The 23,095-nt window shown below is 62.9% G+C and carries 21 protein-coding genes; 7 read left to right on the top strand and 14 right to left on the bottom strand.

The window, feature by feature from the left end; genetic code table 11:
• Window positions 1-18: 18 nt before the first annotated feature.
• From WDB86_RS07665 to xdhA, 7 genes are read right to left on the bottom strand one after another with little or no spacing between them, the layout of a single operon-like run.
• A complete protein-coding gene (locus tag WDB86_RS07665) occupies window positions 19-948 on the bottom strand; it encodes an ABC transporter permease (protein ID WP_339109065.1) in 930 nt (309 codons plus the stop codon).
• Window positions 945-1,337, bottom strand: coding sequence for a hypothetical protein (locus tag WDB86_RS07660; RefSeq protein WP_339109066.1), 393 nt, complete (start codon window positions 1,335-1,337; stop codon window positions 945-947). Before WDB86_RS07660 ends, WDB86_RS07665 begins: the two co-directional genes overlap by 4 nt.
• Window positions 1,334-2,410 (bottom strand): ABC transporter permease, encoded by a 1,077-nt coding sequence (locus tag WDB86_RS07655; RefSeq protein ID WP_406720283.1) that lies wholly within the window; start codon window positions 2,408-2,410, stop codon window positions 1,334-1,336. The genes WDB86_RS07660 and WDB86_RS07655 overlap by 4 nt, the downstream gene beginning before the upstream one ends.
• Complete coding sequence (locus WDB86_RS07650; protein WP_406735626.1) at window positions 2,407-3,948, bottom strand: ABC transporter ATP-binding protein; 1,542 nt, start codon at window positions 3,946-3,948, stop codon at window positions 2,407-2,409. Before WDB86_RS07650 ends, WDB86_RS07655 begins: the two co-directional genes overlap by 4 nt.
• Complete coding sequence (gene xdhC / locus WDB86_RS07645) at window positions 3,945-4,874, bottom strand: xanthine dehydrogenase accessory protein XdhC (RefSeq protein WP_406735625.1); 930 nt, start codon at window positions 4,872-4,874, stop codon at window positions 3,945-3,947. The genes WDB86_RS07650 and xdhC overlap by 4 nt, the downstream gene beginning before the upstream one ends.
• A complete protein-coding gene (xdhB, locus tag WDB86_RS07640) occupies window positions 4,871-7,159 on the bottom strand; it encodes a xanthine dehydrogenase molybdopterin binding subunit (RefSeq protein ID WP_406735624.1) in 2,289 nt (762 codons plus the stop codon). The genes xdhC and xdhB overlap by 4 nt, the downstream gene beginning before the upstream one ends.
• Window positions 7,156-8,556 (bottom strand): xanthine dehydrogenase small subunit, encoded by a 1,401-nt coding sequence (gene xdhA / locus WDB86_RS07635; protein ID WP_406735623.1) that lies wholly within the window; start codon window positions 8,554-8,556, stop codon window positions 7,156-7,158. The genes xdhB and xdhA overlap by 4 nt, the downstream gene beginning before the upstream one ends.
• A gap of 301 nt (window positions 8,557-8,857) precedes the next feature.
• Here xdhA and dnaE point away from each other — a divergent pair, with 301 nt between their 5' ends.
• The gene (gene dnaE / locus WDB86_RS07630) at window positions 8,858-12,370 is read left to right on the top strand and encodes a DNA polymerase III subunit alpha (protein WP_406735622.1); all 3,513 of its coding nucleotides are present in this window, start codon (window positions 8,858-8,860) and stop codon (window positions 12,368-12,370) included.
• Between the two features lie 98 nt (window positions 12,371-12,468).
• On the opposite strand, the gene map is transcribed toward dnaE, so the two are convergent.
• On the bottom strand, window positions 12,469-13,281 hold the full coding sequence (gene map, locus WDB86_RS07625) for a type I methionyl aminopeptidase (protein WP_406735621.1): 813 nt from the start codon (window positions 13,279-13,281) through the stop codon (window positions 12,469-12,471).
• A gap of 118 nt (window positions 13,282-13,399) precedes the next feature.
• Here map and WDB86_RS07620 point away from each other — a divergent pair, with 118 nt between their 5' ends.
• From WDB86_RS07620 to WDB86_RS07610, 3 genes are read left to right on the top strand one after another with little or no spacing between them, the layout of a single operon-like run.
• Window positions 13,400-14,128 (top strand): competence/damage-inducible protein A, encoded by a 729-nt coding sequence (locus tag WDB86_RS07620; RefSeq protein WP_406735620.1) that lies wholly within the window; start codon window positions 13,400-13,402, stop codon window positions 14,126-14,128.
• Window positions 14,125-14,835: a GNAT family N-acetyltransferase gene (locus tag WDB86_RS07615; protein WP_406735619.1), complete on the top strand. Its 711-nt coding sequence runs from the start codon at window positions 14,125-14,127 to the stop codon at window positions 14,833-14,835. The genes WDB86_RS07620 and WDB86_RS07615 overlap by 4 nt, the downstream gene beginning before the upstream one ends.
• A complete protein-coding gene (locus tag WDB86_RS07610) occupies window positions 14,832-15,785 on the top strand; it encodes an OmpA family protein (RefSeq protein ID WP_406720292.1) in 954 nt (317 codons plus the stop codon). Before WDB86_RS07615 ends, WDB86_RS07610 begins: the two co-directional genes overlap by 4 nt.
• Window positions 15,786-16,087: 302 nt before the next feature.
• Here WDB86_RS07610 and WDB86_RS07605 read toward each other — a convergent pair whose 3' ends face one another.
• From WDB86_RS07605 to WDB86_RS07590, 4 genes are all read right to left on the bottom strand, one after another.
• Window positions 16,088-16,993: a LysR family transcriptional regulator gene (locus WDB86_RS07605; RefSeq protein ID WP_339109077.1), complete on the bottom strand. Its 906-nt coding sequence runs from the start codon at window positions 16,991-16,993 to the stop codon at window positions 16,088-16,090.
• Between the two features lie 162 nt (window positions 16,994-17,155).
• Window positions 17,156-17,809, bottom strand: coding sequence for an HAD family hydrolase (locus tag WDB86_RS07600; protein WP_406737030.1), 654 nt, complete (start codon window positions 17,807-17,809; stop codon window positions 17,156-17,158).
• A complete protein-coding gene (gene rsmD / locus WDB86_RS07595) occupies window positions 17,809-18,378 on the bottom strand; it encodes a 16S rRNA (guanine(966)-N(2))-methyltransferase RsmD (protein ID WP_406720294.1) in 570 nt (189 codons plus the stop codon). The genes WDB86_RS07600 and rsmD overlap by 1 nt, the downstream gene beginning before the upstream one ends.
• A 3-nt stretch (window positions 18,379-18,381) precedes the next feature.
• Complete coding sequence (locus WDB86_RS07590; protein ID WP_406735618.1) at window positions 18,382-19,581, bottom strand: NAD(P)/FAD-dependent oxidoreductase; 1,200 nt, start codon at window positions 19,579-19,581, stop codon at window positions 18,382-18,384.
• Between the two features lie 78 nt (window positions 19,582-19,659).
• Between WDB86_RS07590 and WDB86_RS07585 the strand changes: the two genes are divergently transcribed.
• From WDB86_RS07585 to WDB86_RS07575, 3 genes are all read left to right on the top strand, one after another.
• Entirely contained in the window at window positions 19,660-20,148 is a 489-nt protein-coding gene (locus WDB86_RS07585; protein ID WP_339109081.1) for a peroxiredoxin, read from the top strand.
• Between the two features lie 87 nt (window positions 20,149-20,235).
• Complete coding sequence (locus tag WDB86_RS07580) at window positions 20,236-21,180, top strand: aldo/keto reductase (protein ID WP_406735617.1); 945 nt, start codon at window positions 20,236-20,238, stop codon at window positions 21,178-21,180.
• Window positions 21,173-21,538, top strand: a complete 366-nt coding sequence (locus WDB86_RS07575; RefSeq protein WP_406735616.1) for a YigZ family protein — start codon at window positions 21,173-21,175, stop codon at window positions 21,536-21,538. Before WDB86_RS07580 ends, WDB86_RS07575 begins: the two co-directional genes overlap by 8 nt.
• A gap of 90 nt (window positions 21,539-21,628) precedes the next feature.
• Here the strand turns inward: WDB86_RS07575 and WDB86_RS07570 are convergent, their stop codons facing one another.
• Both WDB86_RS07570 and WDB86_RS07565 read right to left on the bottom strand, forming a co-directional pair.
• Window positions 21,629-22,042, bottom strand: coding sequence for a 4a-hydroxytetrahydrobiopterin dehydratase (locus WDB86_RS07570; protein WP_339109083.1), 414 nt, complete (start codon window positions 22,040-22,042; stop codon window positions 21,629-21,631).
• Between the two features lie 78 nt (window positions 22,043-22,120).
• Window positions 22,121-23,077, bottom strand: coding sequence for a mechanosensitive ion channel family protein (locus WDB86_RS07565; RefSeq protein WP_406735615.1), 957 nt, complete (start codon window positions 23,075-23,077; stop codon window positions 22,121-22,123).
• Window positions 23,078-23,095: the final 18 nt, after the last annotated feature.

Below are 23,095 nucleotides of genomic sequence, written 5' to 3'. Positions count from 1 at the left end.
CACCCCGAGACTAGCCCCTCAACGAGAGGCATGGAAGGATTTTCCGAGACTTCCCGGTCCGGCCTGTGCGCCATGCCGGTGGGTCATCGACAAAAGGACGAGCGCCACGATCGTGACGAGATAGGGGGCCATCGACAGCAGATGTACCGGAATGGAATAGCCTGCCGCCTGTAGCTGGAGTTGTAGCGCCGTAATGCCCCCGAAAAGATAAGATCCGATCAACGCGCGTTCGGGGCGCCATGAGGCAAAGACCACGATGGCCAGCGCGATCCAGCCCGCGCCTGCGGTCATGCCCTCGGTCCATTGCGGCACCCGCACGAGGCTGAGATAGGCGCCCCCGATCCCCGCCAGCGCGCCGCCAAAGGCCAGCGCGGCAAAGCGCATCGCGATAACGCGGTAGCCAAGCGCATGGGCGGCGTCATGGTTTTCGCCTACGGCTTTCAGGATCAGCCCCGCGCGGGTGAATTTCAGAAAGGCCCAAGTGGCGGCGCAAAGGGCCAGCGACAGATAGACCACCCAGTCATGTGAAAACAGGATGCGGCCCAGCACCGGCAGATCGCTCAGCGGCCCGAAGTCGATCTTGCCGGTCGCGGGCGGGCGCACGCCTTCGAAGGATTTGCCCAAAAGCGCCGAGAGCCCCAGCCCGAAGAGCGTCAGCGCCAGCCCCGTCGCCACCTGGTTTGATAGGAAGATCTGCGTCAGCAGCCCGAAAAGCAGCGCCATCACCACGCCCGATAACGCCGCCGCCGCAAACCCCGCCACCGGACTTCCCGTGGCCACCGCAGCGGCAAAACCGCCGATGGCCCCCATGATCATCATGCCTTCGACCCCGAGGTTCAGCACGCCCGAGCGTTCCACCACCAACTCGCCCGTGGCCGCCAGCAGGACCGGCGTCGAGGCGGTCATCAGCATGGCGATCAGAGTGACAATATCGATACCGCCGATCATTTGACGACTCCATAGCTTGTGCGGGGGGGCTCGAGGCCGGGAAGTGGCCCCCAGAACAGATAGGCCAGCCCGAGACCGATCACACAGGCCAGCGCGAAAACGACCATATCGGGGCGCGACCTGCGCAGGGACCGCACCGCACGTCTGGCATGGATCGTATCGTCTTCGGGGGGGATCTCGTCATCGGCCCAGTCCTTGGGCAGAACCCTGCGGCGGGCGAATTCCGAGATCCGCCGCGTCATTTCCCACATCGCCAGAAGCCCGATTGCCAGTGGCACGTAGAGGATGGCGGTGGTGGTCCAGATCAGCACGTAATAGCCGCCCAAGCCAGCCAGAAACCCCATCAGGGCCAGAATGGGCCGGTGGAGCGAAGGCAGGCGGCGGCTCATGGGCGCCTCCCGAAGGTGATACGGTAATTCGTCAGCACGTCGAACCCCAGCAGGAAAAACAGCAGCATCCCCTGAAAGACCTGAATGGCCGAGGGTGGCAGTTGCAGCATCTGCTGTGCGACATCGCCGCCGATATAGGTCAGCGCCATCAACAGCCCCGCCAGAAGGATGCCCACCGGATGCAGGCGGCCCAGAAAGGCCACGATGATGGCGGTGAAGCCATAGCCCGCGTTGAAGCTGTCGCTGATCCGTCCCGAGGGGCCAGCCACCTCGAACAGCCCCGCCATACCTGCAAACGCGCCCGACAGGCACAGGCAGAAGATCACCAGCCGTGCCGGCACGACGCCCGCAAAACGCGCCGCCCGCGGGGCCTCGCCTGCCACGCGGATACGAAAGCCCGCGATATGGCGGTGCATCAGGATATAGGTGAAGATCACTGCAATCAGCGCGGCCACCACGCCCCAATGCGCCCCCGTGCCCGCGATCAGCTCGCCATTGAAGGCCGAAGGGTATTGCTGGAGGTTGCGCGATCCGGGCATGCCAAACCCTTCGGGGTTTTTCAGCGGGCCGAACGCCATATAGGCCAGCAGGTTCTCCGCCACATAGACCAGCATCAGCGACACGAGGATCTCGTTGACGCCAAACCAGACCTTCAGCAGTGCGGGGATCAGCCCCCAGACCAGCCCGCCAAGCGCGCCCAGCACGATCATCGCGGGAAACAGCCACGCGGCCTCGGCAGGATAGATATGCAGCGCCAGCCAAGCGCCCGCGATGGCGCCGATGATATACTGCCCCTCGGCCCCGATATTCCAGATACCGGCGCGGAAGCCCACGGCGAGCCCTGCGGCGATCAGGATCAGGGGGGCGGCTTTCACCAGAAGCTGGCTTCGGTAGTAAAAAGCGTTCTGGCCAAGGATCGGGTCCCAGAAGATCGCCTTGATCGCATCAAACGGGTCCTTGCCCAGCAGGGCAAAGAGCAGCCCTCCCGCCAGAATGGTGGCAAGGACCGCAAGGAGCGGCGTGGACCACGCCCAGTGGCGCGAAGGCGTCGGGCGGCGCACCAGAGTGATCATGCGTCTGCCTCCGCTACCCTATCTGGCGCGGCATCACCCATTCCATGCGCGCCGCCCAGCATCAGGCCGATTTCCTCGATGCTCAGCCCTTTGGTCGGGCGCGGCGGCGACAGAGAGCCCGCGTTCAGCGCGGCAAAATGGTCGGAAACTTCCATCAACTCGTCCAGATCCTGAGAAATCACGATGACCGCGCCGCCCTTGGCCGCCACATCCAGCAGCGCCTGCCGGATCGAGGCCGCTGCCAGCGCATCCACCCCCCAAGTGGGCTGGTTGACCACCAGAACGACAGGCTCTTGCAGCACCTCGCGCCCGACCACGAATTTCTGCAGGTTGCCGCCAGAGAGCGCACGCGCGGCCACATGCGGCCCCGGAGTGCGCACATCAAACGCGGTGATGATCTCTTCGGCAAAGGCGCGGGCGGCGGCCATGTCGACCATGCCCCCCTTGGCCAAGGGCCGGCGGATGGTGCCGGTCAGCAGGGTGTTTTCGGTCAGGCTCATGGCGGGGACGGCGGCATGGCCTAGCCGTTCCTCGGGGGCGGTCAAGAGGCCATAGGCGCGGCGCTCGTTGGGACCAAGCCCCGAGACATCGCGCCCCGCCAGCACCACGCTGCCCGCAGCCGAGGGGCGCTCGCCCGCTAAGGTCGCCAGCAGTTCCTCCTGCCCGTTGCCCGCCACACCGCCGATACCCAGCACCTCGCCCGCGCGCAGCCGCAGGGCCACATCCTTCAGCGACACCCCGAATTGCGATTGCGGCGGCAGGCTGAGGCGCTGCACCTCAAGCACCACATCGCCAAGGGTCCGGCCCTCGCGGTCGGTCACCTTCAGCTCGGCGCCCACCATCATCTCGGCCAGCTCGCGGGCGGATTTCTCGCGCGGGATCGCATCACCCACCACTTTGCCGCCGCGCAGGATGGTCGCACGGTCACAAAGCGAGCGGATCTCCTCCAGCTTGTGGCTGATATACAGGATCGCCGTGCCCTCGGCAGCCAGTTGGCGCAGGGTGCGGAACAGGATCTCGACCTCCTGCGGGGTCAGCACCGAGGTCGGCTCGTCCATGATCAGAAGCTTGGGGGCCTGCAGCAGACAGCGCACGATCTCCACCCGCTGGCGTTCGCCTGCCGAAAGATCGGCCACAAGGCGGGCAGGGTCCAAGGGCAACCCGTATTGGGTGGAAATCTCGCGGATACGGCGGGAAAGCTGGCGCATGGGGGGCGGGTTTTCCATCCCCAAGGCGACGTTTTCCGCCACATTCAGCGCATCGAACAGCGAGAAATGCTGGAACACCATTGCCACGCCGCTCGCCCGCGCGGCCCGAGGCTCGGGGGGCGCATAGGCCTGCCCGCGGAAGGTCATCCGGCCCGCGTCAGGCTTCACCAGCCCGTAGATCATCTTGACCAGCGTCGATTTGCCCGCGCCATTCTCGCCCAGAAGCGCATGGATCTCGCCCTGACCGATCTCGAAGCCGACATCGCTATTGGCGATCACGCCCGGATAGGCCTTGGTCAGGCCCTCAAGTTTCAATAGGGGATCGCTCATGCTTCTCTTGCGTCCTGACTGTCGGGTTTTGACCGGATGGTCGTCTTTTGTCTCAATACTCCGGCGGCCACCCCTATCGCAATGGCCTGCGGATGTTTGCCAAGGCTCGGGTCCCCGATGGGGCATTGTATTTGCCCGATTTTCTCTGGGCTGTGGCCCAAATCCCGCAGGCGGTTGCGGAACCGCGCCCATTTGGTGTCAGAGCCAATCAGCCCCAGATGGCCGAAGCCACGGGTCAGCAATCGGTGGCACAGATCGAGATCCAGCGCATGGGAATAGGTCAGCACATAGTGATGCGCATGGAGGGGCGCGAGAGGCACCAGATCGGCGGGGTTTGCGGCGATCAGCGGCGTGACACCCTGCGGCAGCACCTCGGGAAAGCGCGCCGCATCGGTATCGGCCAGATAGATCGCGTAGTCGGGGAAGGGCGCAAGGGTCGTGGCAATCGCACGCCCCACATGGCCCGCGCCCCAGATCCACAGCGGCAAGGCCGGAGGCGCCACGGGTTCCACCAGCCAGCCGTCAATCAGAAGCGGCGGCAACTGCCCACGGTCGCGGTAACGCGCCAGCGCGCGATGGACCGACAGCGGCATCTCGGCAGGCCCGTCTAAGGGGCGGGCATGCAGCGCCCCGAACTCGCGCGCCATATCCTGCGGGGTGATTGCCTCATAGGCCAAGGTCACCGCACCGCCGCAGCATTGGTTCATAGCAGGCCCAAGCGGGATGGTCTGGCGGCCCGTCCGGCCTGCGCGGGCCTCTTGGATGGCGCTATATTCCAGCGCGCCGCCGCCAATGGTGCCTTGGATACGGTCCGCAAATACCAGCATCTCGGCGCCTGCCTCGCGCGGGGTGGATCCCTTGACCCCTGCCACAAGGACGCGGGTGAAGGGGGCTGAGTGGCGCAGGCGGGCGGGGTCAAAGCTCATGCCGCGCCCTCGGCCCGCGCGATGGCCTCTAAAATGGCCTCGGGGGTTGCAGGCGCACGCAAGGCAGGCCAGTTCGGACCACAGGCCGCCACCGCATTCTGCAGCGCGAAGAACACCGCATTGCCATGGACGAAGGGCGGCTCGCCCACCGCTTTGGAGCGGTAGATCGTTTCCTTCCGGTTGGGCTGGTCCCAGAGATTCACGTTGAAAATCCGCGGCCTGTCCGAGCAGGCGGGGATCTTATAGGTCGAGGGCGCATGGGTGCGCAAAGCGCCTTTGTCATCCCAGACCAGTTCCTCGGTCGTCAGCCAGCCCGCGCCTTGCACGAAACCGCCCTCGACCTGACCTTGGTCAATCGCGGGATTCAGCGAGGCCCCTGCATCATGCAGGATATCGGCACGCAGGATGCGGTTCTCGCCGGTGTGACGGTCGATCACCACCTCGGCAATCGAGACGCCATAGGCAAAGTAATAGAAAGGGTGGCCGGTGCCCGTTGTCCGGTCCCAGGAGATTTCGGGGGTGGCGTAATAGCCCGTCGAGGACAGGCTGATCCGCGCCTCATAGGCGGCGGTGATCACTTCGGCAAAGGTGCCGCGATAGGCGCCTGCGGTGATAAAGCCGTCCTCAAAACGCACCGCATCAGGCGAGCAGCCTTCGCGCTGGGCCAGAAAGCCCGCAATCCGGTCGCGGATCGTGTCGCAGGCCGCTTTCACCGCCATGCCGTTCAGATCGGCCCCCGAGCTAGCCGCCGTGGCCGAGGTATTGGGCACCTTATCGGTATCGGTGGCCGAAATGCGGATCTGGCTGAGCGGCAGGCCGAAGACCTTGGCCGCCACCTGACAGACCTTGATATGCAGACCCTGACCCATCTCGGTGCCGCCATGGTTCAGCCGCACCGTGCCATCCTGATAGACATGCACCAAAGCGCCCGCCTGATTGAGATGGCTAAGCGTGAAAGAGATCCCGAATTTCACAGGCGCCAGCGCGATACCCTTTTTCAGCACCGGATTGGCGGCGTTCCAATCGGCCACTGCCTTCTGGCGGGCGGCGAAATCGGCGCGGGTGGTCAGACTGTCGGTCAGCGCCTGCAGGACGCTATCCTCGACCGGCTGGCCGTAATGGGTGGGGGCGGGGTCTTGGCCCATCTCGGGGTAGTAATTGCGCCGCCGTAAGTCCAGAGGATCAAGGCCCATCACCTGCGCCAGATGCTCGATGGCGGCTTCGGTGCCCAAAATGCCCTGCGGGCCGCCAAAGCCGCGATAGGCGGTGTTGGATTGGGTATTGGTGCGCAGCCGCAGGCTTTCGACGCGCAGCGCGGGGATGTGATAGGCGGCATCGGCATGCAGCATGGCGCGGTCGCAGACCGGCAGCGACAGATCCATCGACCAACCACAGCGGGCGAACTGGCGCAAGATCGCGCCGGTAATGCGGCCATCGGCATCCGCTCCGATCTGGTAGTCCACGCGGAAGTCATGGCGCTTGCCGGTGATGGTCATATCGTCATCGCGGTCATAGCGCATCTTGCAGGCGCGCCCCGTAACATGGGCGGCCACGGCGCAGGCGATGGCGGGCTGGTTGCTTTGGCTTTCCTTGCCGCCGAAACCGCCGCCCATGCGCCGCATCTCTATGCGTACGTCATGCATATGCAGGCCTAGGGCCTCGGCCACCTTATGCTGCACCTCGGTCGGGTGCTGGCTCGAGACGCGCAGGATCATCCCCTGATCCTGCGGCTCGGCCATGGCGGCTTGGCCTTCAAGGTAGAAATGCTCCTGACCGCCGATCTCGATGCTTCCATGGGCGGTGAAAGCCGCCTGTGCCAAAGCCTCGGTTGGGTCGGCGTTTTCCCAGATGATCGGCCCGCCCTCATACCAGCTTTCACGGGCGATGGCTTGGTCGATGGTCAGGATCGGCGTACGGGGTGCATAGGTGATGCGGGCGCGGCGGGCGGCGATACGCGCCAGTCGGTGCGAGGTGGCGACCACGATGAAGACGGGCTGGCCTATGTAATGGACCTCGCCCTCGGCCAGTAGGGGCTCGTGCCAGCCGCGGTCGGTCGAGGCGTCATTCTCGCCCGGAATATCGGCGGCAGTGAGGACCGTGATCACGCCCTCGCTGGCGAGGACCTCTGTGAGGTCGATATCGGTGATCTCGGCGCTGGCCTCGGTTGAAAGGCCGAAGGCCAGATGCAGGCAGCCTTTGGGTTCGGCCAGGTCATCGAGATAACGTGCCTGTCCGGTTACATGCAGGCGGGCGGAGTCATGGGGCAGCGGTTTGGCGACGCTCATGGCTGGACCTCCAGAATAGAGCTATGCTGGCCCGTGAGATCGGCCAGATAGCGCAGCGCCAGCCCTTCGGCGGCTTTCAGGCGGTAATGGGCCGAGGCGCGCATATCGGACATTGGCTGGAAGTCGAGGCCAAGTGCGGGGAGCGCCGCGCGGAAGGTCTCATCCGACAGGGGCTTGCCGGTCAAGAGCGCCTCGAAGCCGCTGGCCCGTTTTGGCGTGCCTGCCATGCCGCCGAAAGCCACGCGGGCTGACGTGATGGTGGTCCCGTCAAGGGTCAGGTTGAAGGCGGCGCAGACGGCGGAGATATCCTGATCGAAGCGTTTCGACAGCTTATAGGCGCGGAACTGCGGGGCGGATTTCGGGAAGGTGAGGCTTTCGACGAATTCACCCGCGCGGCGGTCCTGTTTGCCGTAGTCGAGGAAGAAGTCCTCAAGCGGCATCTCGCGGCGGCTGTCGCCTTGGCGCAGGGTGAGCGTGGCGCCAAGGGCGATGAGGGCGGGGGGCGTGTCGCCGATGGGCGAGCCATTGGCGATATTGCCGCCCAGAGTGGCCGCCTGACGCACCTGCTCCGAGGCAAAGCGGCGCAGGAGCTCGGCGAAACTGGGCAGATGCGGAGCGACCGCGCGGCGCAGGGCAGCGATTGTGGTGGCGGCACCTACGGTGAGATGGGTGTCGGTTTCCTTGATCTGCGCGAGGTCTTCGCATTGGCCGAGGAAGGCCACGAGGGGCAGGTCTTGTAGTTTCTTGGTGACCCAGAGCCCGACATCGGTGGCGCCGCCGATCAGCGTGGCCTGCGGGTGTGCAAGATACCAATCGGCCAGATCTTTGGTGGAGCGGGGGAGGAAGGGAGGCTGTCTGCCTCCCTCTGGTCCTGCGGACCATTCACCCTCCGAGGATATTTCCGGCAGCTGGAGGGGGCTGTCCATCCAGTCGGGTTTCGGGCTGTGGCTGGCGGCTTTGGCTGCGCGGATGATCGGGGCGTAGCCCGTGCAGCGGCAGAGGTTGCCCGCGAGAAGGTCGTCGTGGTCGGTCTGGTCGTTCTGGTGGGCGCAGGCCAGCGAGGCGATGATGCCCGGTGTGCAGAAGCCGCATTGGCTGCCGTGATGGGTGATCATGCTGTCCTGCACGGGGTGGCACTGGCCTTTTGGGCCGCTGATGCCTTCGACCGTGCGCAGGGCGCGGCCATGAAGCTGCGGCATCATCAGGATACAGGCGTTGAGCGGTCTGGAGCCTGCGGCATCGGTGAGGATGACCGTGCAGGCGCCGCAATCGCCTTCGTTGCAGCCTTCTTTTGTTCCGGTGAGGCCTTCGGCGCGCAGCCAGTCGAGGACCGATTGCGTCGGGTCGCTTAGGGCAACGCGGCGGGTTTCTCCGTTGAGAAGAAACGTAATTTCCATGAGAAGACTTTCGCCACGGTACAGCTGTGAAGTGCGACCCCGCCCGATGTGGCGTAGAACGGAGGCGCGGTTCTGTCTGGCAGAACCCCAAGCCCAGAAAAGCGTATCGGGTGGAGATGATGCAAGGCTGAACCGGAATCTGGCGGCGGGGCGGCGGGTAACGTGCCTGTAAATTGTGCGACCTGTATGAAAAACGGTCAATCGGAAAAAGCGGAGCTTGTGATGTGGCGGGAGGAAATTTGACAGGCTGTTCGTGCGATCAGGCTTTTCGCGGGTGGTTTGCGCGCGTAGATTGACGGGTATGACAGAGCCTCGATTCATTCACCTGCGCGTCCATACCGAATATTCGCTGCTTGAGGGGGCTGTGCCCGTCAAGAAGCTGATCAAGATGTGTGACGCGGCCAATATGCCCGCCGTTGCCGTGACCGACACCAATGCGATGTTTTCCGCTTTGGAGTTTTCGGTCAATTCGAAGGGGGCGGGATTGCAGCCTATTCTGGGCTGTCAGGTGTCTGTGGCCTATGATCCGGCGCGACCGGGTGAAAAGATCCGGCTGCCGGCGCCAGTGGTGCTTCTGGCCCAGAACGAGACGGGTTACGAGAACCTGATGGAGCTGTCGACCTGCCTCTATGTGGGCAAGAATGGCGATCTGGTGCAGGTCACCACCGAGCAGCTTGCGGCGCATTCCGAGGGGATCATCTGTCTGAGCGGCGGGGCGGAGGGGCCTGTGGGCAAGTTCTTGCAGAATGGCCAGCCGGATCGGGCGCGGGCGCTGATGGAGCGTCTGGCCGCGATTTATCCCGACCGTCTCTATGTCGAATTGCAGCGTCATCCGGGCGAGGATGGGCGCAATACCGAAGCCGAACGTCTGACCGAGCGCGGCTTTGTCGAAATGGCCTATGAGATGGGGCTGCCGCTGGTGGCCACCAATGATGTCTATTTTCCCAAGGCCGAGATGTACGAGGCGCATGATGCGCTGATCTGCATTGCGGAGGGGGCCTATGTCGACCAGATCGAGCCGCGCCGCCGTTTGACGCCCCAGCATTATTTCAAATCCGAAGCCGAGATGGTGGCGCTGTTTTCCGATCTGCCGGAGGCTTTGGAGAATACCGTCGAGATCGCGCGGCGCTGTGCTTATGGGGCCTCGAAGATTGACCCGATCCTGCCCAAATTCGCCGATGACGAGGTCGAGGAATTGCGCCGTCAGGCGTGGGAGGGCCTGCGCAACCGGCTTGAGGTGATCGAGGCGGCGGCCCCTGTCGAGGACTATGAGGCGCGGCTGAAATTCGAGCTTGGGATCATCGAACAGATGGGATTTCCGGGCTACTTCCTGATTGTGGCCGACTTTATCAAATGGGCGAAGGCGCATGATATTCCGGTGGGGCCGGGGCGGGGGTCGGGGGCAGGTTCGCTTGTGGCCTATGCGCTGACCATTACCGACCTTGATCCCTTGCGCTATTCGCTGCTGTTCGAACGCTTCCTGAACCCCGAGCGGGTCTCGATGCCGGACTTCGATATCGACTTCTGCATGGATCGCCGCGAAGAGGTGATCAAATATGTGCAGCAGAAATACGGGCGCGAGAAGGTGGGCCAGATCATCACCTTCGGTGCGCTTCTGTCGAAGGCCGCCGTGCGCGATGTGGGGCGTGTCTTGCAGATGTCCTTCGGGCAGGTGGACCGGTTGTCCAAGATGATCCCCGTCGAGGGGGTGAAGCCCGTGTCGATCGAGAAGGCGCTGGCCGATGAGCCGCGTCTGCGCGAGGCGGCAAAGAACGAAGAGGTCGTGGCACGGCTGTTGAAATATGCCCAGCAGGTGGAAGGATTGCTGCGCAATGCCTCGACCCACGCGGCAGGGGTGGTGATTGGCGACCGTCCGCTGGACCATCTGGTGCCGCTCTATCAGGATCCGCGATCCGATATGCCGGCGACCCAGTTCAATATGAAATGGGTTGAAAGCGCGGGTCTGGTGAAATTCGACTTTCTGGGTCTGAAGACACTGACCGTCGTGCAATCGGCAATGAACCTGATCTTCAAATCCGGCAGGCCGCTCCATGTGGATGCGCATGGCAACCAGCTTTATGAACCGGCGGCGGGGGGCGAGAACCAGATCAACCTTATTCCGCTGGATGATCAGAAGACCTATGATCTTTACTCCAGCGCGCATACGGTTGCGGTGTTTCAGGTGGAATCCGAGGGGATGAAATCGGCGCTGCGCCAGATGAAGCCCACCTGTATCGAGGATATCGTGGCGCTGGTGGCTTTGTATCGCCCGGGTCCGATGGAGAATATCCCGACCTATTGCGATGTGAAACACGGGCGCAAGCCTCTGGAATCCGTGCATAAGACCATCGACCATATTCTGGCCGAGACCCAAGGCATCATCGTCTATCAGGAACAGGTGATGCAGATCGCGCAGGAGATGGCGGGCTATACGCTGGGCGGGGCCGACCTTCTGCGCCGCGCGATGGGTAAGAAGATCAAGGAGGCGATGGATGCCGAGCGCCCGAAGTTTGAATCGGGGGCGGCGAAGAACGGGGTCGATAAGAAGAAGGCCTCGGAGGTCTTCGACCTTCTGGAGAAATTCGCCAATTACGGCTTCAACAAATCCCACGCCGCCGCCTATGCGGTGGTCAGCTATTACACCGCTTGGCTGAAGGCCAATCACCCTGTCGAGTTCATGGGCGGGGTGATGAATTGCGATATCCATCTGACAGAGAAGCTTGCGATCTATGCGCAGGAGGTCAAGAAGGGCTTGGGCGCCGAGATCGTGCCGCCCTGTGTGAACCGTTCTTTGGCGACCTTTGATGTGGTGGACCAGAAGCTGGTCTATGCTTTGGGCGCGCTGAAGAATGTGGGTGTCGAGGCGATGGAGATGATCGTCAGGGCGCGTCAGGTCGAGGGGAAGGATAAGCCCTTCCGAGATCTCTTTGATTTCGCCCGCCGCGTCGATCTGAAACGGGTCGGCAAGCGGCCCTTGGAGATGCTGGCGCGGGCAGGGGCCTTTGACCAGCTGGACCCGAACCGCAAGCGGGTGTTCCAGTCGCTGGACAGTCTGGTGGCATGGTCGGGGGCGGTGATCGAGGCGAAGAATTCGGCGCAGGTGTCTTTGTTTGGCGATGCGGGCGATGATCTTCCGCCGCCGCGCATGGCCGATACCGATGACTGGTTGCCGGGCGAGAAACTGTCCGAGGAGCATAAGGCCATCGGCTTCTATCTCTCGGGCCATCCGCTGGAAGATTATATGCCCGCGCTCAAGCGCAAGAAGGTGATGACGCTCGACGAGATCCACGCCAAGGCGCTGAACGGCCCCTTTGCGGCGAAGATCGCGGGCGAGGTGGCCTCGGTGCGCGAGAAGAAATCGGCCAAGGGCAACCGTTTTGCCTTTGTCGCGCTGTCGGATGCCTCGGGGCCCTATGAGGTGGCCTTCTGGTCCGAGGCGCTGGAGGCGTCACGCGCGGTGCTGGAGACGGGGCGGCTTCTGGTGCTGAACGTCAAGGTCGAGGTGGATGGCGAGTCGGTGCGGATGGTCGCCGGTTCGGCCAGCCCCGTGGATACGATGGTGGCCGATGCCGGTGGCACGGGGTTGATGATTCACGTGGAAACACCGGAGGCCGTGCCGTCGATTGCGTCGCTCTTGGGGCGGCTGGAGGAAGAGGGCAAGGTGCGCTCGCGCGGGCCGATCAGTTTCACGGTGTTCGATGCCGAGAAGAACTGTCGCTATGAATTGGCGACGGGGCGCGATTTTCCGGTGAACCCGCAGATCAAAGGGGCGATCCGGTCCTTGCGCGGGGTGTCTATGGTGGAAGAAATCTGAGGCGGGGCCGATTTTAACGGGGCCATCGAGACCCCGTCAAAATCGGTCAGGCCGCGCGCGGCCTTCCGGGCGCGTTATCCACCCGTTTAGCCCCCCGTTCAGCCCCATGTCGGGTGGAAGCGGTTCTTGGCGCTGAGGGTGAAAATCTCGCAGCCATCTGCCGTGACGCCCACGCAATGTTCGAATTGCGCCGAGAGCGATTTGTCGCGGGTGACGGCGGTCCAGTCATCGGCCAGTACCTTGGTGTCGGGGCGGCCCAGATTGACCATCGGCTCGATCGTGAAGATCATGCCTTCTTCCAGCACAGCCCCCGAGCCCGCGCGGCCATAGTGCAGCACATTTGGCGGGGCGTGGAAGACGCGGCCCACGCCGTGGCCGCAGAAGTCACGCACCACGCTCATGCGGTTGCCTTCGACATATTTCTGGATCGCATGGCCGATATCGCCGAAGGTATTGCCGGGTTTGACCTGATCGATGCCGATCATCAGCGCGTCATAGGTCACCTGGATCAGGCGCTCGGCTTTGCGGGTCAGATTGCCCGCCACATACATGCGCGAGCTGTCGCCGAACCAGCCATCCTTGATGACGGTGATATCGATGTTCAGGATGTCGCCATCCTTGATCACCTTATCGCCCGGAATGCCGTGGCAGACGACGTGGTTGACCGAGATGCAGGAGGCATGCTGGTAGCCGCGATAGCCGATGGTGGCCGAGGTGGTGCCTAGCTCTTCGACCCGTTTGCGGATGAAGGTCTCCAGATCCATCGTGGTGATGCCGGGGCGGACATGGTCTGCCACCTCGTCGAGGATCTGCGAGGTCACGGCACAGGCGGCTCGGATGCCGTCGAAGTCCTCTTCGGTATTATAGATGCGGATCCCGTCTTTCGTCACGCGGCCTTGGGCTTCATCCACCGGCTTTCTCCTTCATTCGCTTACCCCCTAGTTAATCACAAAAGCGGGCAATGACTAGGGCTTGGGCTTTCCGCCCCTCGCAACCCGGCCTATACCTATGTGCAAAGGAGATAAACCCATGTCCAATCCTACTGCCGCGATCCTGATCATTGGTGACGAAATCCTGTCGGGGCGCACCCGCGAGGGCAATGCCTATTATCTTGCGGGCGAGCTGACCAAGGCGGGGATCGACCTGAAGGAGGTGCGGATTGTTGCGGATGATCAGGACCAGATCGTCAGCGCGATCCATGCGCTGTCAGCGGCCTATGACACGCTGTTTACCTCGGGCGGGATCGGGCCGACCCATGATGACATCACCGCCGATGCGGTGGGGGCGGCCTTTGGCGCGAAGGTGGATGTGCGCGAGGATGCAAAGGCGCTGCTGGCGGCGCATTATGCCGCACGCGGGGCCGAGTTCACGCCCGCGCGGATGCGGATGGCGCGCATCCCCGAAGGGGCCACGCTGATCGACAACCCTGTCTCTGTCGCGCCCGGATTTACCATGGGCAATGTGCATGTGATGGCAGGCGTGCCTAATGTGTTTCAGGCGATGGTGGCAAGCGTGCTGCCGACGCTTACGGGCGGCGCGCCGGTTCTGTCGCGCAGCTTGCGGGTGCTGCGCCCCGAATCCGAGATTGCCGAGCCGCTGCGCGATCTGGCCCAGACCTATGATGATCTGTCCTTCGGGTCCTATCCCTTTGTCACCGACGGGAATTACGGCGTGAACCTTGTGGTGCGCGGGCAGGATGAAGCGCGGCTCGAGGCGGCATTCGCCGCATTGAAGACCGCGTTTCCGGAGGGCGAATGAGCCCGCGTCTCTATGATCTGGTCGATGCGACATGGCCTGCCGCCTCTTATCGCGACGTGGGTGGGTTTACCCTGCGCGAGGGGCGCGGCGCGGGCAATCGGGTCGGTTCGGCCAGCTTGACCCTGCCGCTGGACGAGGCCGATATCGATGCGGCGATCGCAGGGCATCATGCCCTGTCGCAGCCTGCAATCTTTCAGGTCCGCGACGGGCAGGAGCCGCTGGATGCGGCTTTGGCGGCGCGTGGCATGGAAGCCTATGATGAGGTGGTCATTTTGGGGGCGCGGCTGGAAGACCTGCCGCAGGAGGCCACCGATCTGACGGCGTTCGCGCATTGGCCGCCGCTTGCGATCATGCGCGAGCTCTTCGCACAGGACGGGATCGATGCCGCCCGTCAGGCGGTGATGGCGCGGGCCAAGGGGCCGTCCTGCGTGGTTTTGGGGCGTGCCTGCGACCGTCCCGCCGGAGCGGCCTTTGTGGCCTGCGCGCAGACCGAGGCCATGCTGCATGCGCTGGTTGTCTCGCCCGCGTTCCGTCGTCAGGGGGTGGCACGCAATATCATGGCCGAGGCCGCGTTCTGGGCTGCGCAGAATGGTGCCGAGCGGCTGTCTCTGGTGGTGCGGACGGAAAATTCCGCAGCTCTCGCGCTTTACAACCGGCTCGGGATGCAGCCTCTATGTCGTTACCATTACCGTCGGGAAGTTTTATGATCTGTCTTCGTCCTGCTTGTGCCCTTCTTGCCGTCTTTGGTCTTTGCGCAGGACAGGCATGGGCCGAACCGATCCAGCTCGATCTGCCCGAGGATGCCTCGATCAGCGCCTCTGACAGTAATCCCGCCACCGATTACAGCCTGCTGACCGGCCCGTGGACGGTCAAGTCGCGCGCGCCTTCCCGCGCGCTCGAGGGCACGCGGATCGATACGGCATGGCGTCTGCGTGGCAATCAGCAGACCACCTTGCAAATTCTGGCTCCGCTACGGGCGCAGATCGAGGATGCGGGCTACACGGTGCTGTATGATTGTGCCACGGATGCCTGCGGCGGGTTCGATTTCCGGTATCAGCTGGATCTCCTGCCCGAGCCGGGTATGCATATCGATCTGGGTGATTTCCTGTATCTGGCCGCCCGTAAGGGGCCGGAATATCTGGCATTGACGGTGAGCCGTTCCTCCAATTCCGGTTTTGTGAACCTGACCACGCTAAGCGCGGGCATTGTGGATGCCGCCCGCCCCGATAACCCGTTGCAGATCACCACTGGGGCCAGCACCGGCGCCGAAAAGCGTCCTATCGGAACGTTGTTGCAAACCGAGGGGCACGGCATTCTGGGCGGGCTCGATTTCGATAGCGGCTCGGACAAGCTGAAGCCCGGCAGCTATGACAGTCTTGCGGCGCTGGCCGATTATCTGGCCTCCGCACCCGATGCGACAATCGCTCTGGTGGGGCATACCGATATGGAAGGCGCGTTGGAGGGCAATATCGACCTGTCCAAACGCCGTGCCGCAGCCGTTCGGGCGCGTCTGATCAGTGATTACGGTATCGCCCCCGAACGGATCGACGCCCAAGGCGCAGGCTGGCTGGCACCGATCACCACCAACCTGACGGAAGAGGGACGGCGCGCCAACCGTCGGGTGGAGGTCGTGCTGACCTCGACCCATCTCGACTAGGTTCCGGACCTATGGATATGGTCCGTAGAGCTCCGGATCTGATTGATCCGGAGCTCTACATCCTGACGAACGCGTTCTGCCCGACCGAGGCGCAGAACCACGTCGAGGCCGCCCCGACGGATCGACAGCCGCCTGATCCGCGCCCTTGTCAGGCCGCGCGACAGGTGGCGGGGCAGGGCGGCAGGCATGTCCGGTTGGAAAACGATGCAGCGGATGGTGTGCCGGAGCACCTCCATGGCATGCGCAAAACCCACCTCCGCGTCCAGCCCGAGGTGGATCTGCCGTGTCAGATGCTCTGGCGCTTACCAGTTGTCGGGGCCGCGATCCTGAAAGGTGTCGACCAGAAAATCCATGAATGCCCGCACTTTGGGCTGCGTATAGCGACCCGGAGGGTAGATCGCATAGATCCCCAGCGGGTCATCCGGCAGATCGGGGAGCGCCTCTTCGACCAGCCCTTTTTTCAAAGCGTCGGCACATAGGAAGGAGGGAAGATAAGCGATACCCAGACCGCTGATGGCCGCTTGCAGCAATGACTGCCCGTCATTTACGGTCAGCCAGCCCGCCGAACGCACCTGACGGCGCTCGCCCGAAGGGGCGGTGATCTTCCAGACATTTCCGGTGGACTGGTTGGAATAATGCAGAAGTTTGTGATTGTTGAGATCGTCGATCTTCAACGGGCGGCCGTATTTCTGGAAATAACCGGGGGCGGCGATGATTTTCTGCCCGGTTTCCGTCAGCTTGCGCGCCCGCAGGCTGCTGTCTTCCATCTCGCCCAGCCGGATGGCCATATCGAACCCCTCCGAGATCAGTTCGACATAGCGGTTGTTCAGCACCATATTTACGGTGATATCCGGATAGGCACTCAGAAAATTGCCCAGCACCGGCGAGAGCAGATGCACACCGAAATCGGTGGCGACTGAAATCCGCAGCGTGCCCGAAGGCGCAGTCTGCATCGAGGTCACCAGAGCATCGGCTTCGCCCGCATCATTCAGAACCCGTCGCGCGCGGTCGTAATAGGCCATGCCGATCTCGGTGGGCGAGACGCGGCGCGTGGTGCGGTTGAGAAGCCGTGCGCCCAGACGGGTCTCCAAGGCGGATACATGTTTGGACACGGCAGATTTGGAAATCCCCATCTTCTTGGCGGCATCGGTAAAGCCACCTTGGTCCACCACCGTGGCAAAGGCTTCCATTTCTGTCAGACGGTCCATTTGCAGCAACCCTTGAGTCATTTCGTCCTGCAAAAGATCGGTTTGAATTTGGGCTGAAATGGGGCTGCGAATGGACAATACGGGGGAATCGCTAAAATGGTTCCGAACACGGAAACGATCCCTTCGGTCTGCGCCGGTCAAATCGGGCCTGGAGGCAGAGGTCTATCCGCCCAGCCCAAGCAGGGCAGGGACCTGTGCCATATCGGTAAACAGCTCGGCCCCCGTGGCCGCCAAGGCCGGATGATCGCCCTGCGGCGCATAGCCCAGACAGCGCATGCCCGCTGCAGCCGCCGCGCGTGCTCCCGCCGGACTATCCTCGATCACGACGCACTCCGCAGGCGCAACCCCCAGCGCTTCGGCGCAATGCAGATAGAGGTCCGGCGCGGGCTTTGGATGCGCCACATCCTCCTGTCCGGAGAACAACCGCCCCTCCAGCTTGGCCCGTATCTCGGGATGCTGCCCCAATGTGGCGGCCATCTTCACATGCCGACCATTGGACCCCACCGCATAGGAAATGTCCTCGGCATCCAGCCGATCCAGCAGCTCCGGCACCCCCGCCATCAAAGGCGTGCCCGCGCGCAGCCTCTCGCAGAGCACCGCATAATAATGATCCCCCCAATCGGCGGGCAGGGAGGCCCCCATCTCGCGGGCGCGCGCGGCACAGCCCTCGATGGTGCCACCGATAAATATGCGCTCCATCTCATGCAGGGTCAGTTCCAAGCCATGCGCCGTGAACTCCTCTTGCAGCAGATCGAAGGTCATCGGCTCGCTATCCACCAAGACCCCGTCGCAATCGAAGATAACCGCCTTCACCATCATTCCGCCTCCGGCATCAGGGCCAAAGTTACGACCGTATCGCCATATTTGCGCTGGTCGATCTGCTCCAGCGGCGCAGGCACCACAGGCGCCACATTCTCTTCCCAGACCACCATCGCCCCCGGCGCGATCCAGCCGTTTTCCAGACACGACGCAATCGCCTTCTCGCCCAGCCCCATGCCATAGGGCGGGTCGAGGAAGATCAGGTCATAGCCCTCGCCACGGCAGGGCCCCATGCGGGTCGCATCGCGCCGCCAGAGGTCGGTGACCCCCATCGCCCGCATCAGCTCGATATTCTTGCGCAACAATATCCGTGCAGGCGTGCCCTCATCGACAAAAGCCACACGTTTGGCCCCGCGCGACAGCGCCTCAAGCCCCAAAGCCCCCGTGCCCGCAAACAGGTCCAGCACCCGCGCCTCGGGGATCGGATTGCCATGCGTGCCATTGACCAGCAGGTTGAAAATCGACTCGCGCACGCGGTCCGTTGTGGGGCGCAGATGCCCCTTGGCATCGCCTTCGCCCACATCCGTCAGCTTTAGCCCGCGCTTCTCGCCACCAATAATCCGCATCTTTTACCGCCGCATCAATGTTTTCAGGTCCACCGCCGCTTCGACCTCGGCGGGGGTCACATCCGACCCCGCCTCGATCAGGCGCTTGCCCACCATATAGGCCCTTGGCGCATCCAGCGCATCCACCGCAATCAGCTGATCGTCGCGGAAATACCAGAAGCTCTGGCCATCCACGTTCTTCGCGATCACTCGGGTATAGCCGCCATTCCAGCCCGCGATCTGCAGCTTGGAGGCAAACATATCCGACCAGAACCACGGCTTCGGCTGATAGTCCTTGCCCGCGCCCAGCATGTTGCAGGCCACCAGCTCGCCCATATCAATGGCATTGCCCACCGATTCCAGCCGCATCCGCGCGCCGTTCAGGTTGATCTCGGCGCAATCGCCTGCCGACCAGATATGCGGGTCCGAGGTCCGGCCCTGACTGTCGGTCACGATACCATCGCCCAGAACCAGCCCCGCCTCTTCGGCCAGTCGCGTCGCAGGGGTAACCCCGATGCCCACCACCACCAGATCGGCGGGCAGAACCGTGCCATCAACCAGCTCGACACTGTCCACCATGCCATCCCCGCGCAGTTCCCGCAGGCTGGTGCCTTCAAGGATCGTCACCCCTTCGGCCTGATGCAGCGCGCGCACCGCATCCGCCGTCTCGCGGCAGGCCACGCGGCGCAGGATCCGCTCGGAGGCCTGCACCAGACTGACCTCCAGCCCCAGCTTGCGCGCCACTGCCGCTGTCTCGAGGCCGATATAGCCGCCGCCGATCACCACCAGACGCTTGCCCGCCACCATCTGCGGCTCTAGCGCGTCGATATCGGCCAGATTACGGATGGTGAAGAGATTGCCCAGATCGCCGCCCAAGGCAGGGGCGAGGCGTTTCGGGTCAGCGCCTGTGCAGAGCGCCAGCTGGTCATAGCCCAGCACCTCGCCCGCCATATGCACCCGTTTCGCGGCAGGGTCGATGCGATCAACCCGCGTGCCCAGCTTAAGGGTGATGTTCTGCTCGGCCCAGAACTCCGGCGACCGCAGGGTCAGGCGCTCCAGCGGCATCTCGCCCAGCAGATAGGCCTTTGACAGGGGCGGGCGCTGATAGGGCGCCACAGGCTCCTCGCCGATAATCGTCACCGCGCCCTCATAGCCCTCGGTCCGCAGCTTGGCCGCCAGAGAGGCTGCGGCCTGTCCAGCCCCGATGATCACGATACCTGACATTTCTCTTTCCCTCTGGTGCTCTTGTTGCCGAACCCTATAACTTACCGGCAAACATGTGCAACGCGACAGGAGAGCGACATGACGATCAGTGAAGGCGACGTGCTTCCCGGGGCAACCCTTTTGGCGCTTGGCGGCGAAGGCCCGACAACCGTAAGCCTTGGTGACAAGATGAAAGGCCGCAAAGTGGTGATCTTCGGTCTGCCGGGCGCCTTTACCGGCACCTGCACCACCGCCCATGTCCCGAGCTTCATGCGTACCCGCGAGAAATTTGCCGAGAAGGGCGTGGACGAGGTGATCTGCATCACCGTCAACGACCCCTTCGTGGTGGATGCATGGTCGAAATCGACCGGCGCGGGGGCTGCGGGCATCACCATGCTGGCCGATGCGGAAAGCGCCTTCACCAGCGCCATCGGGATGAACTTCTCGGCCCCCGCCATCGGTTTCAAGGACCGCTCGCTGCGCTATGCGATGTATGTCGTGGATGGCGTGGTGAAAGTTCTGCACAAGGAAGAGAACGCAGGCACCTGCGATATCTCGGGCGGCGAGAGCATGCTCGAGGCCATCTGAATCGCCTCATCTTGAAAAGGGCGGGAAATCCCGTCACCAATGGCCCTTCGGGGCCATTTTTCGTGCCGCGCCTAGAGGGTGATCACAATGCTGCATAAACCGCTTGGCCAATCGGGCCTGACTGTTTCTCCCTTCGTCTTTGGCGGCAATGTTCTGGGCTGGACGGCAGATCGCGCGACCTCTTTTGCCATGCTGGACCGGTTGGTGGAGGCGGGGGTGACCTCGATTGATACCGCCGACAGCTATTCCTATTGGGGCGAGGGTATGCAGGGCGGCGAGTCCGAGGCGATGATCGGCGACTGGCTGGCCGCCCGCAAGCGGCGCGACGATGTGGTGATCTATACCAAGGTGGGCAAGCTGTCATGGCGCAAGGGGCTGCGGCGCGAGAATATTCTGGCCGCGATTGACGAGTCGCTGACCCGTCTGCGCACCGATTATATCGACCTCTATTTTGCCCATGCCGATGACGGGGATGTGCCGCAGGAAGAGGTTCTGGAAACGTTCGAGATGCTGCGCGTTCAGGGCAAGATCCGCGCGATGGGCGCGTCGAATTTCGCACCCGACCGTCTGGCCTCGGCGCTGTCTCTGGCGCGGCAGATGAATGTGACGGGGATCAAGGTGGTCCAGCCCGAATACAGCCTTTCGGCGCGCAGCGGATTTGAACAGGACCTGCTGCCGCTGGTGAAGGCGCAGGGCCTCGGGGCCGTGACCTTTTTCACGCTGGCGGCAGGGTTTCTGTCTGGCAAATACCGCAAGCCGGACGATTTCAACGGCATTCCCCGTGCCCGCCATGCGGCGAAATATCTGGATGCGCGGGGCCTTCGCATTCTGGGGGCATTGTCGGAGGTGGCGGATGGCATGGGTGCGCCTATGGCACAGGTGGCCACCGCTTGGGCGATGGCGCGGGAGGGCGTGTCGGCGCCGATCGTCTCGGCCTCGACTATGGCGCAGCTAGAGACCCTTCTGGGCGCGATCGACCTGCAGCTGAATGACGAGGCGATGGCCAAGCTGGAGGCGGCCTCGGATGGCTAAGCTGACCACCATCGACAATATCATCAGCGACCGTGGCTCGAAATATGCGGTCTCCGGCGCGCCCTGCGCCTCGGAAGACGAGGCCAAGGCGCTGATCAGTGACCTCTGCCGTACCAAGAAATTCGCCAAGGCCACGCATAACACATGGGGCCTGCTGACGCCCGAGGCGCCGGTGAAAAACGATGATGGCGAGTCGGGCGCGGGCATGGTGATCCTGCGGATGCTGGAACGCGAGGGGCTGGAGAACCATCTGATCGTGGTCACCCGCTGGTATGGCGGCAAACACTTGGGCGGCGACCGTTTCCGCCATGTGCAAGACGCCGTGCGGATCTATATCGAGGACCTGCGGGGGGCGTGATCCCCCCGCCGACCGAGGGGCCGGAACATGCGCGTGTTCCGGCAGAGCCGACCCCGCCGGCTATCTGCCGCGCGTTTTCGAACCTATTGCCTAGTCCAGAAAATCCTCGCTCAGATCGGTGCCCAGATCGGGGCGGGGGTCGGGTTCATCAACCTCGTCCTGACCGGGTTCGCGCTCGGGCAGGGGGGACTGGAACAGCACCTTGCCCTTATGCGGAATGGCATCCAGCGCGCGGGCCAGTTCGTAATCCAGAATGCTGAGACCTTTGCAGGAATGGGTCGAAAGCTCGACATCCACCACGTTATAGACATTGCGCCAGTCGGGGTGGTGGTCCATCTTCTCGGCCAGCAGCGCCGCCTGCGCCATGAAGCCCCAAGCCTGCTCGAAATTCTCGAATTTCCAGACCTTGCGAATGGCGTCCGATTGCTTGGCCGTCCGCCAGCCATTCTCCTGTAGAACCGGCAGAAGAGAGGCGCGTTCGTCTTGGTTCAGCTTGCTTGCCATATCCGGTGATCCCTTTGGAAAGCGGGCAGGAAATTCCCGCCCGCTTGTTGTGTCGCGCCAGTGTAGCCGATTTGCGGCTTACTTCAATTTGTCTTCCTGCGTCACCGGCCCGACACCGGTTTCCGTCCCGTTGTCCAAACCGGAGGAAAGCCGCTTTTGGGGGTTTTGGTCTTTCAGTTTGACCATCTCCAGTTTGTTGTCGAACACGATCTCGCGGGTGGGGAAGGGAATGCCGATGCCATTCGCGTCAAATTCCTTTTTGACAAATTCGAACAGCTCCCAGCGGAATTTCCAGTAGACATCGGTATTGCACCACGCGCGGAACAGCAGGTTGATCGAACTGTCGCCCAGCTCTTTCACCCCGATGGTCGGGGCAGGGTCTTTCAGCACGCGCGGGTCTTCGTCGACGATCTTCTGCAGGATCTCCTTGGCCAGTTTGATGTCGCTGTCATAGGAAATGCCGATGGTGAGATCCATCATGCGGGTGGTATTGGCCGAATAATTGGTGATCGAAGACGACCAGATATCCGAGTTCGGGACCACGATCTGGATGCCGTCATAGGTTTTCAGGATGACATAGAACAGCGAGATCTCGGTCACGGTGCCGGATTCGCTGCCCGCTGCGATGTAATCGCCCACGCGGAAGGGGCGGAACATGATGATCATCACCCCCGAGGCCAGCGAGGACAGCGTGCCCTGAAGCGCCAGACCGATGGCCAGACCGGCGGCACCGATCAGAGCGGCCAGCGAGGTGGTCTGGATGCCGAAGCGGTTGAGAATGAAGATGAAGCCGATCGCGAGGATCAGATATTTCGCGATATTGCCCAGAAAACCGAAAAGCGTGTCATCAAGGCGGCGATGCCGCGCCGCAAGCCGCGAGATACGTCCCTTCGCCCAGCCCGAAATGAACAGGGCGACGATCAGGATCACCAGCGCGGTGAGCACATTGAGCGTGGCCAGAACCACGGCATCGACCCGTTCGGGGGTGATCCATTGGCTTACATCTGTCAGGTTTTGCAGGTTCAGCTCGTCCATGCGTCTTCGGTCCTTTAT

The sequence above is a fragment of the Thioclava sp. GXIMD4215 genome, assembly GCF_045291555.1.
GTDB classification, from domain to species: domain Bacteria; phylum Pseudomonadota; class Alphaproteobacteria; order Rhodobacterales; family Rhodobacteraceae; genus Thioclava; species Thioclava litoralis.
The sequence above is the reverse complement of the archived record's forward strand: the minus strand, read 5'-3'. Positions and strand labels throughout refer to the sequence as shown.

What these genes read in the sequence shown, in the direction of transcription:
- dnaE (WP_406735622.1), top strand. Translation starts at nt 8,858, where the DNA reads ATGACAGAGCCTCGATTCATTCACCTGCGCGTCCATACCGAATATTCG.
- xdhB (WP_406735624.1), bottom strand. Translation starts at nt 7,159, where the DNA reads ATGAGCGTCGCCAAACCGCTGCCCCATGACTCCGCCCGCCTGCATGTA.
- WDB86_RS07575 (WP_406735616.1), top strand. Translation starts at nt 21,173, where the DNA reads ATGGCTAAGCTGACCACCATCGACAATATCATCAGCGACCGTGGCTCG.
- WDB86_RS07600 (WP_406737030.1), bottom strand. Translation starts at nt 17,809, where the DNA reads ATGGTGAAGGCGGTTATCTTCGATTGCGACGGGGTCTTGGTGGATAGC.
- xdhC (WP_406735625.1), bottom strand. Translation starts at nt 4,874, where the DNA reads ATGAGCTTTGACCCCGCCCGCCTGCGCCACTCAGCCCCCTTCACCCGC.
- WDB86_RS07610 (WP_406720292.1), top strand. Translation starts at nt 14,832, where the DNA reads ATGATCTGTCTTCGTCCTGCTTGTGCCCTTCTTGCCGTCTTTGGTCTT.
- xdhA (WP_406735623.1), bottom strand. Translation starts at nt 8,556, where the DNA reads ATGGAAATTACGTTTCTTCTCAACGGAGAAACCCGCCGCGTTGCCCTA.
- WDB86_RS07605 (WP_339109077.1), bottom strand. Translation starts at nt 16,993, where the DNA reads ATGGACCGTCTGACAGAAATGGAAGCCTTTGCCACGGTGGTGGACCAA.
- WDB86_RS07665 (WP_339109065.1), bottom strand. Translation starts at nt 948, where the DNA reads ATGATCGGCGGTATCGATATTGTCACTCTGATCGCCATGCTGATGACC.
- rsmD (WP_406720294.1), bottom strand. Translation starts at nt 18,378, where the DNA reads ATGCGGATTATTGGTGGCGAGAAGCGCGGGCTAAAGCTGACGGATGTG.
- WDB86_RS07660 (WP_339109066.1), bottom strand. Translation starts at nt 1,337, where the DNA reads ATGAGCCGCCGCCTGCCTTCGCTCCACCGGCCCATTCTGGCCCTGATG.
- WDB86_RS07570 (WP_339109083.1), bottom strand. Translation starts at nt 22,042, where the DNA reads ATGGCAAGCAAGCTGAACCAAGACGAACGCGCCTCTCTTCTGCCGGTT.
- WDB86_RS07565 (WP_406735615.1), bottom strand. Translation starts at nt 23,077, where the DNA reads ATGGACGAGCTGAACCTGCAAAACCTGACAGATGTAAGCCAATGGATC.
- WDB86_RS07580 (WP_406735617.1), top strand. Translation starts at nt 20,236, where the DNA reads ATGCTGCATAAACCGCTTGGCCAATCGGGCCTGACTGTTTCTCCCTTC.
- WDB86_RS07590 (WP_406735618.1), bottom strand. Translation starts at nt 19,581, where the DNA reads ATGTCAGGTATCGTGATCATCGGGGCTGGACAGGCCGCAGCCTCTCTG.
- WDB86_RS07615 (WP_406735619.1), top strand. Translation starts at nt 14,125, where the DNA reads ATGAGCCCGCGTCTCTATGATCTGGTCGATGCGACATGGCCTGCCGCC.
- WDB86_RS07655 (WP_406720283.1), bottom strand. Translation starts at nt 2,410, where the DNA reads ATGATCACTCTGGTGCGCCGCCCGACGCCTTCGCGCCACTGGGCGTGG.
- WDB86_RS07650 (WP_406735626.1), bottom strand. Translation starts at nt 3,948, where the DNA reads ATGAGCGATCCCCTATTGAAACTTGAGGGCCTGACCAAGGCCTATCCG.
- WDB86_RS07620 (WP_406735620.1), top strand. Translation starts at nt 13,400, where the DNA reads ATGTCCAATCCTACTGCCGCGATCCTGATCATTGGTGACGAAATCCTG.
- WDB86_RS07585 (WP_339109081.1), top strand. Translation starts at nt 19,660, where the DNA reads ATGACGATCAGTGAAGGCGACGTGCTTCCCGGGGCAACCCTTTTGGCG.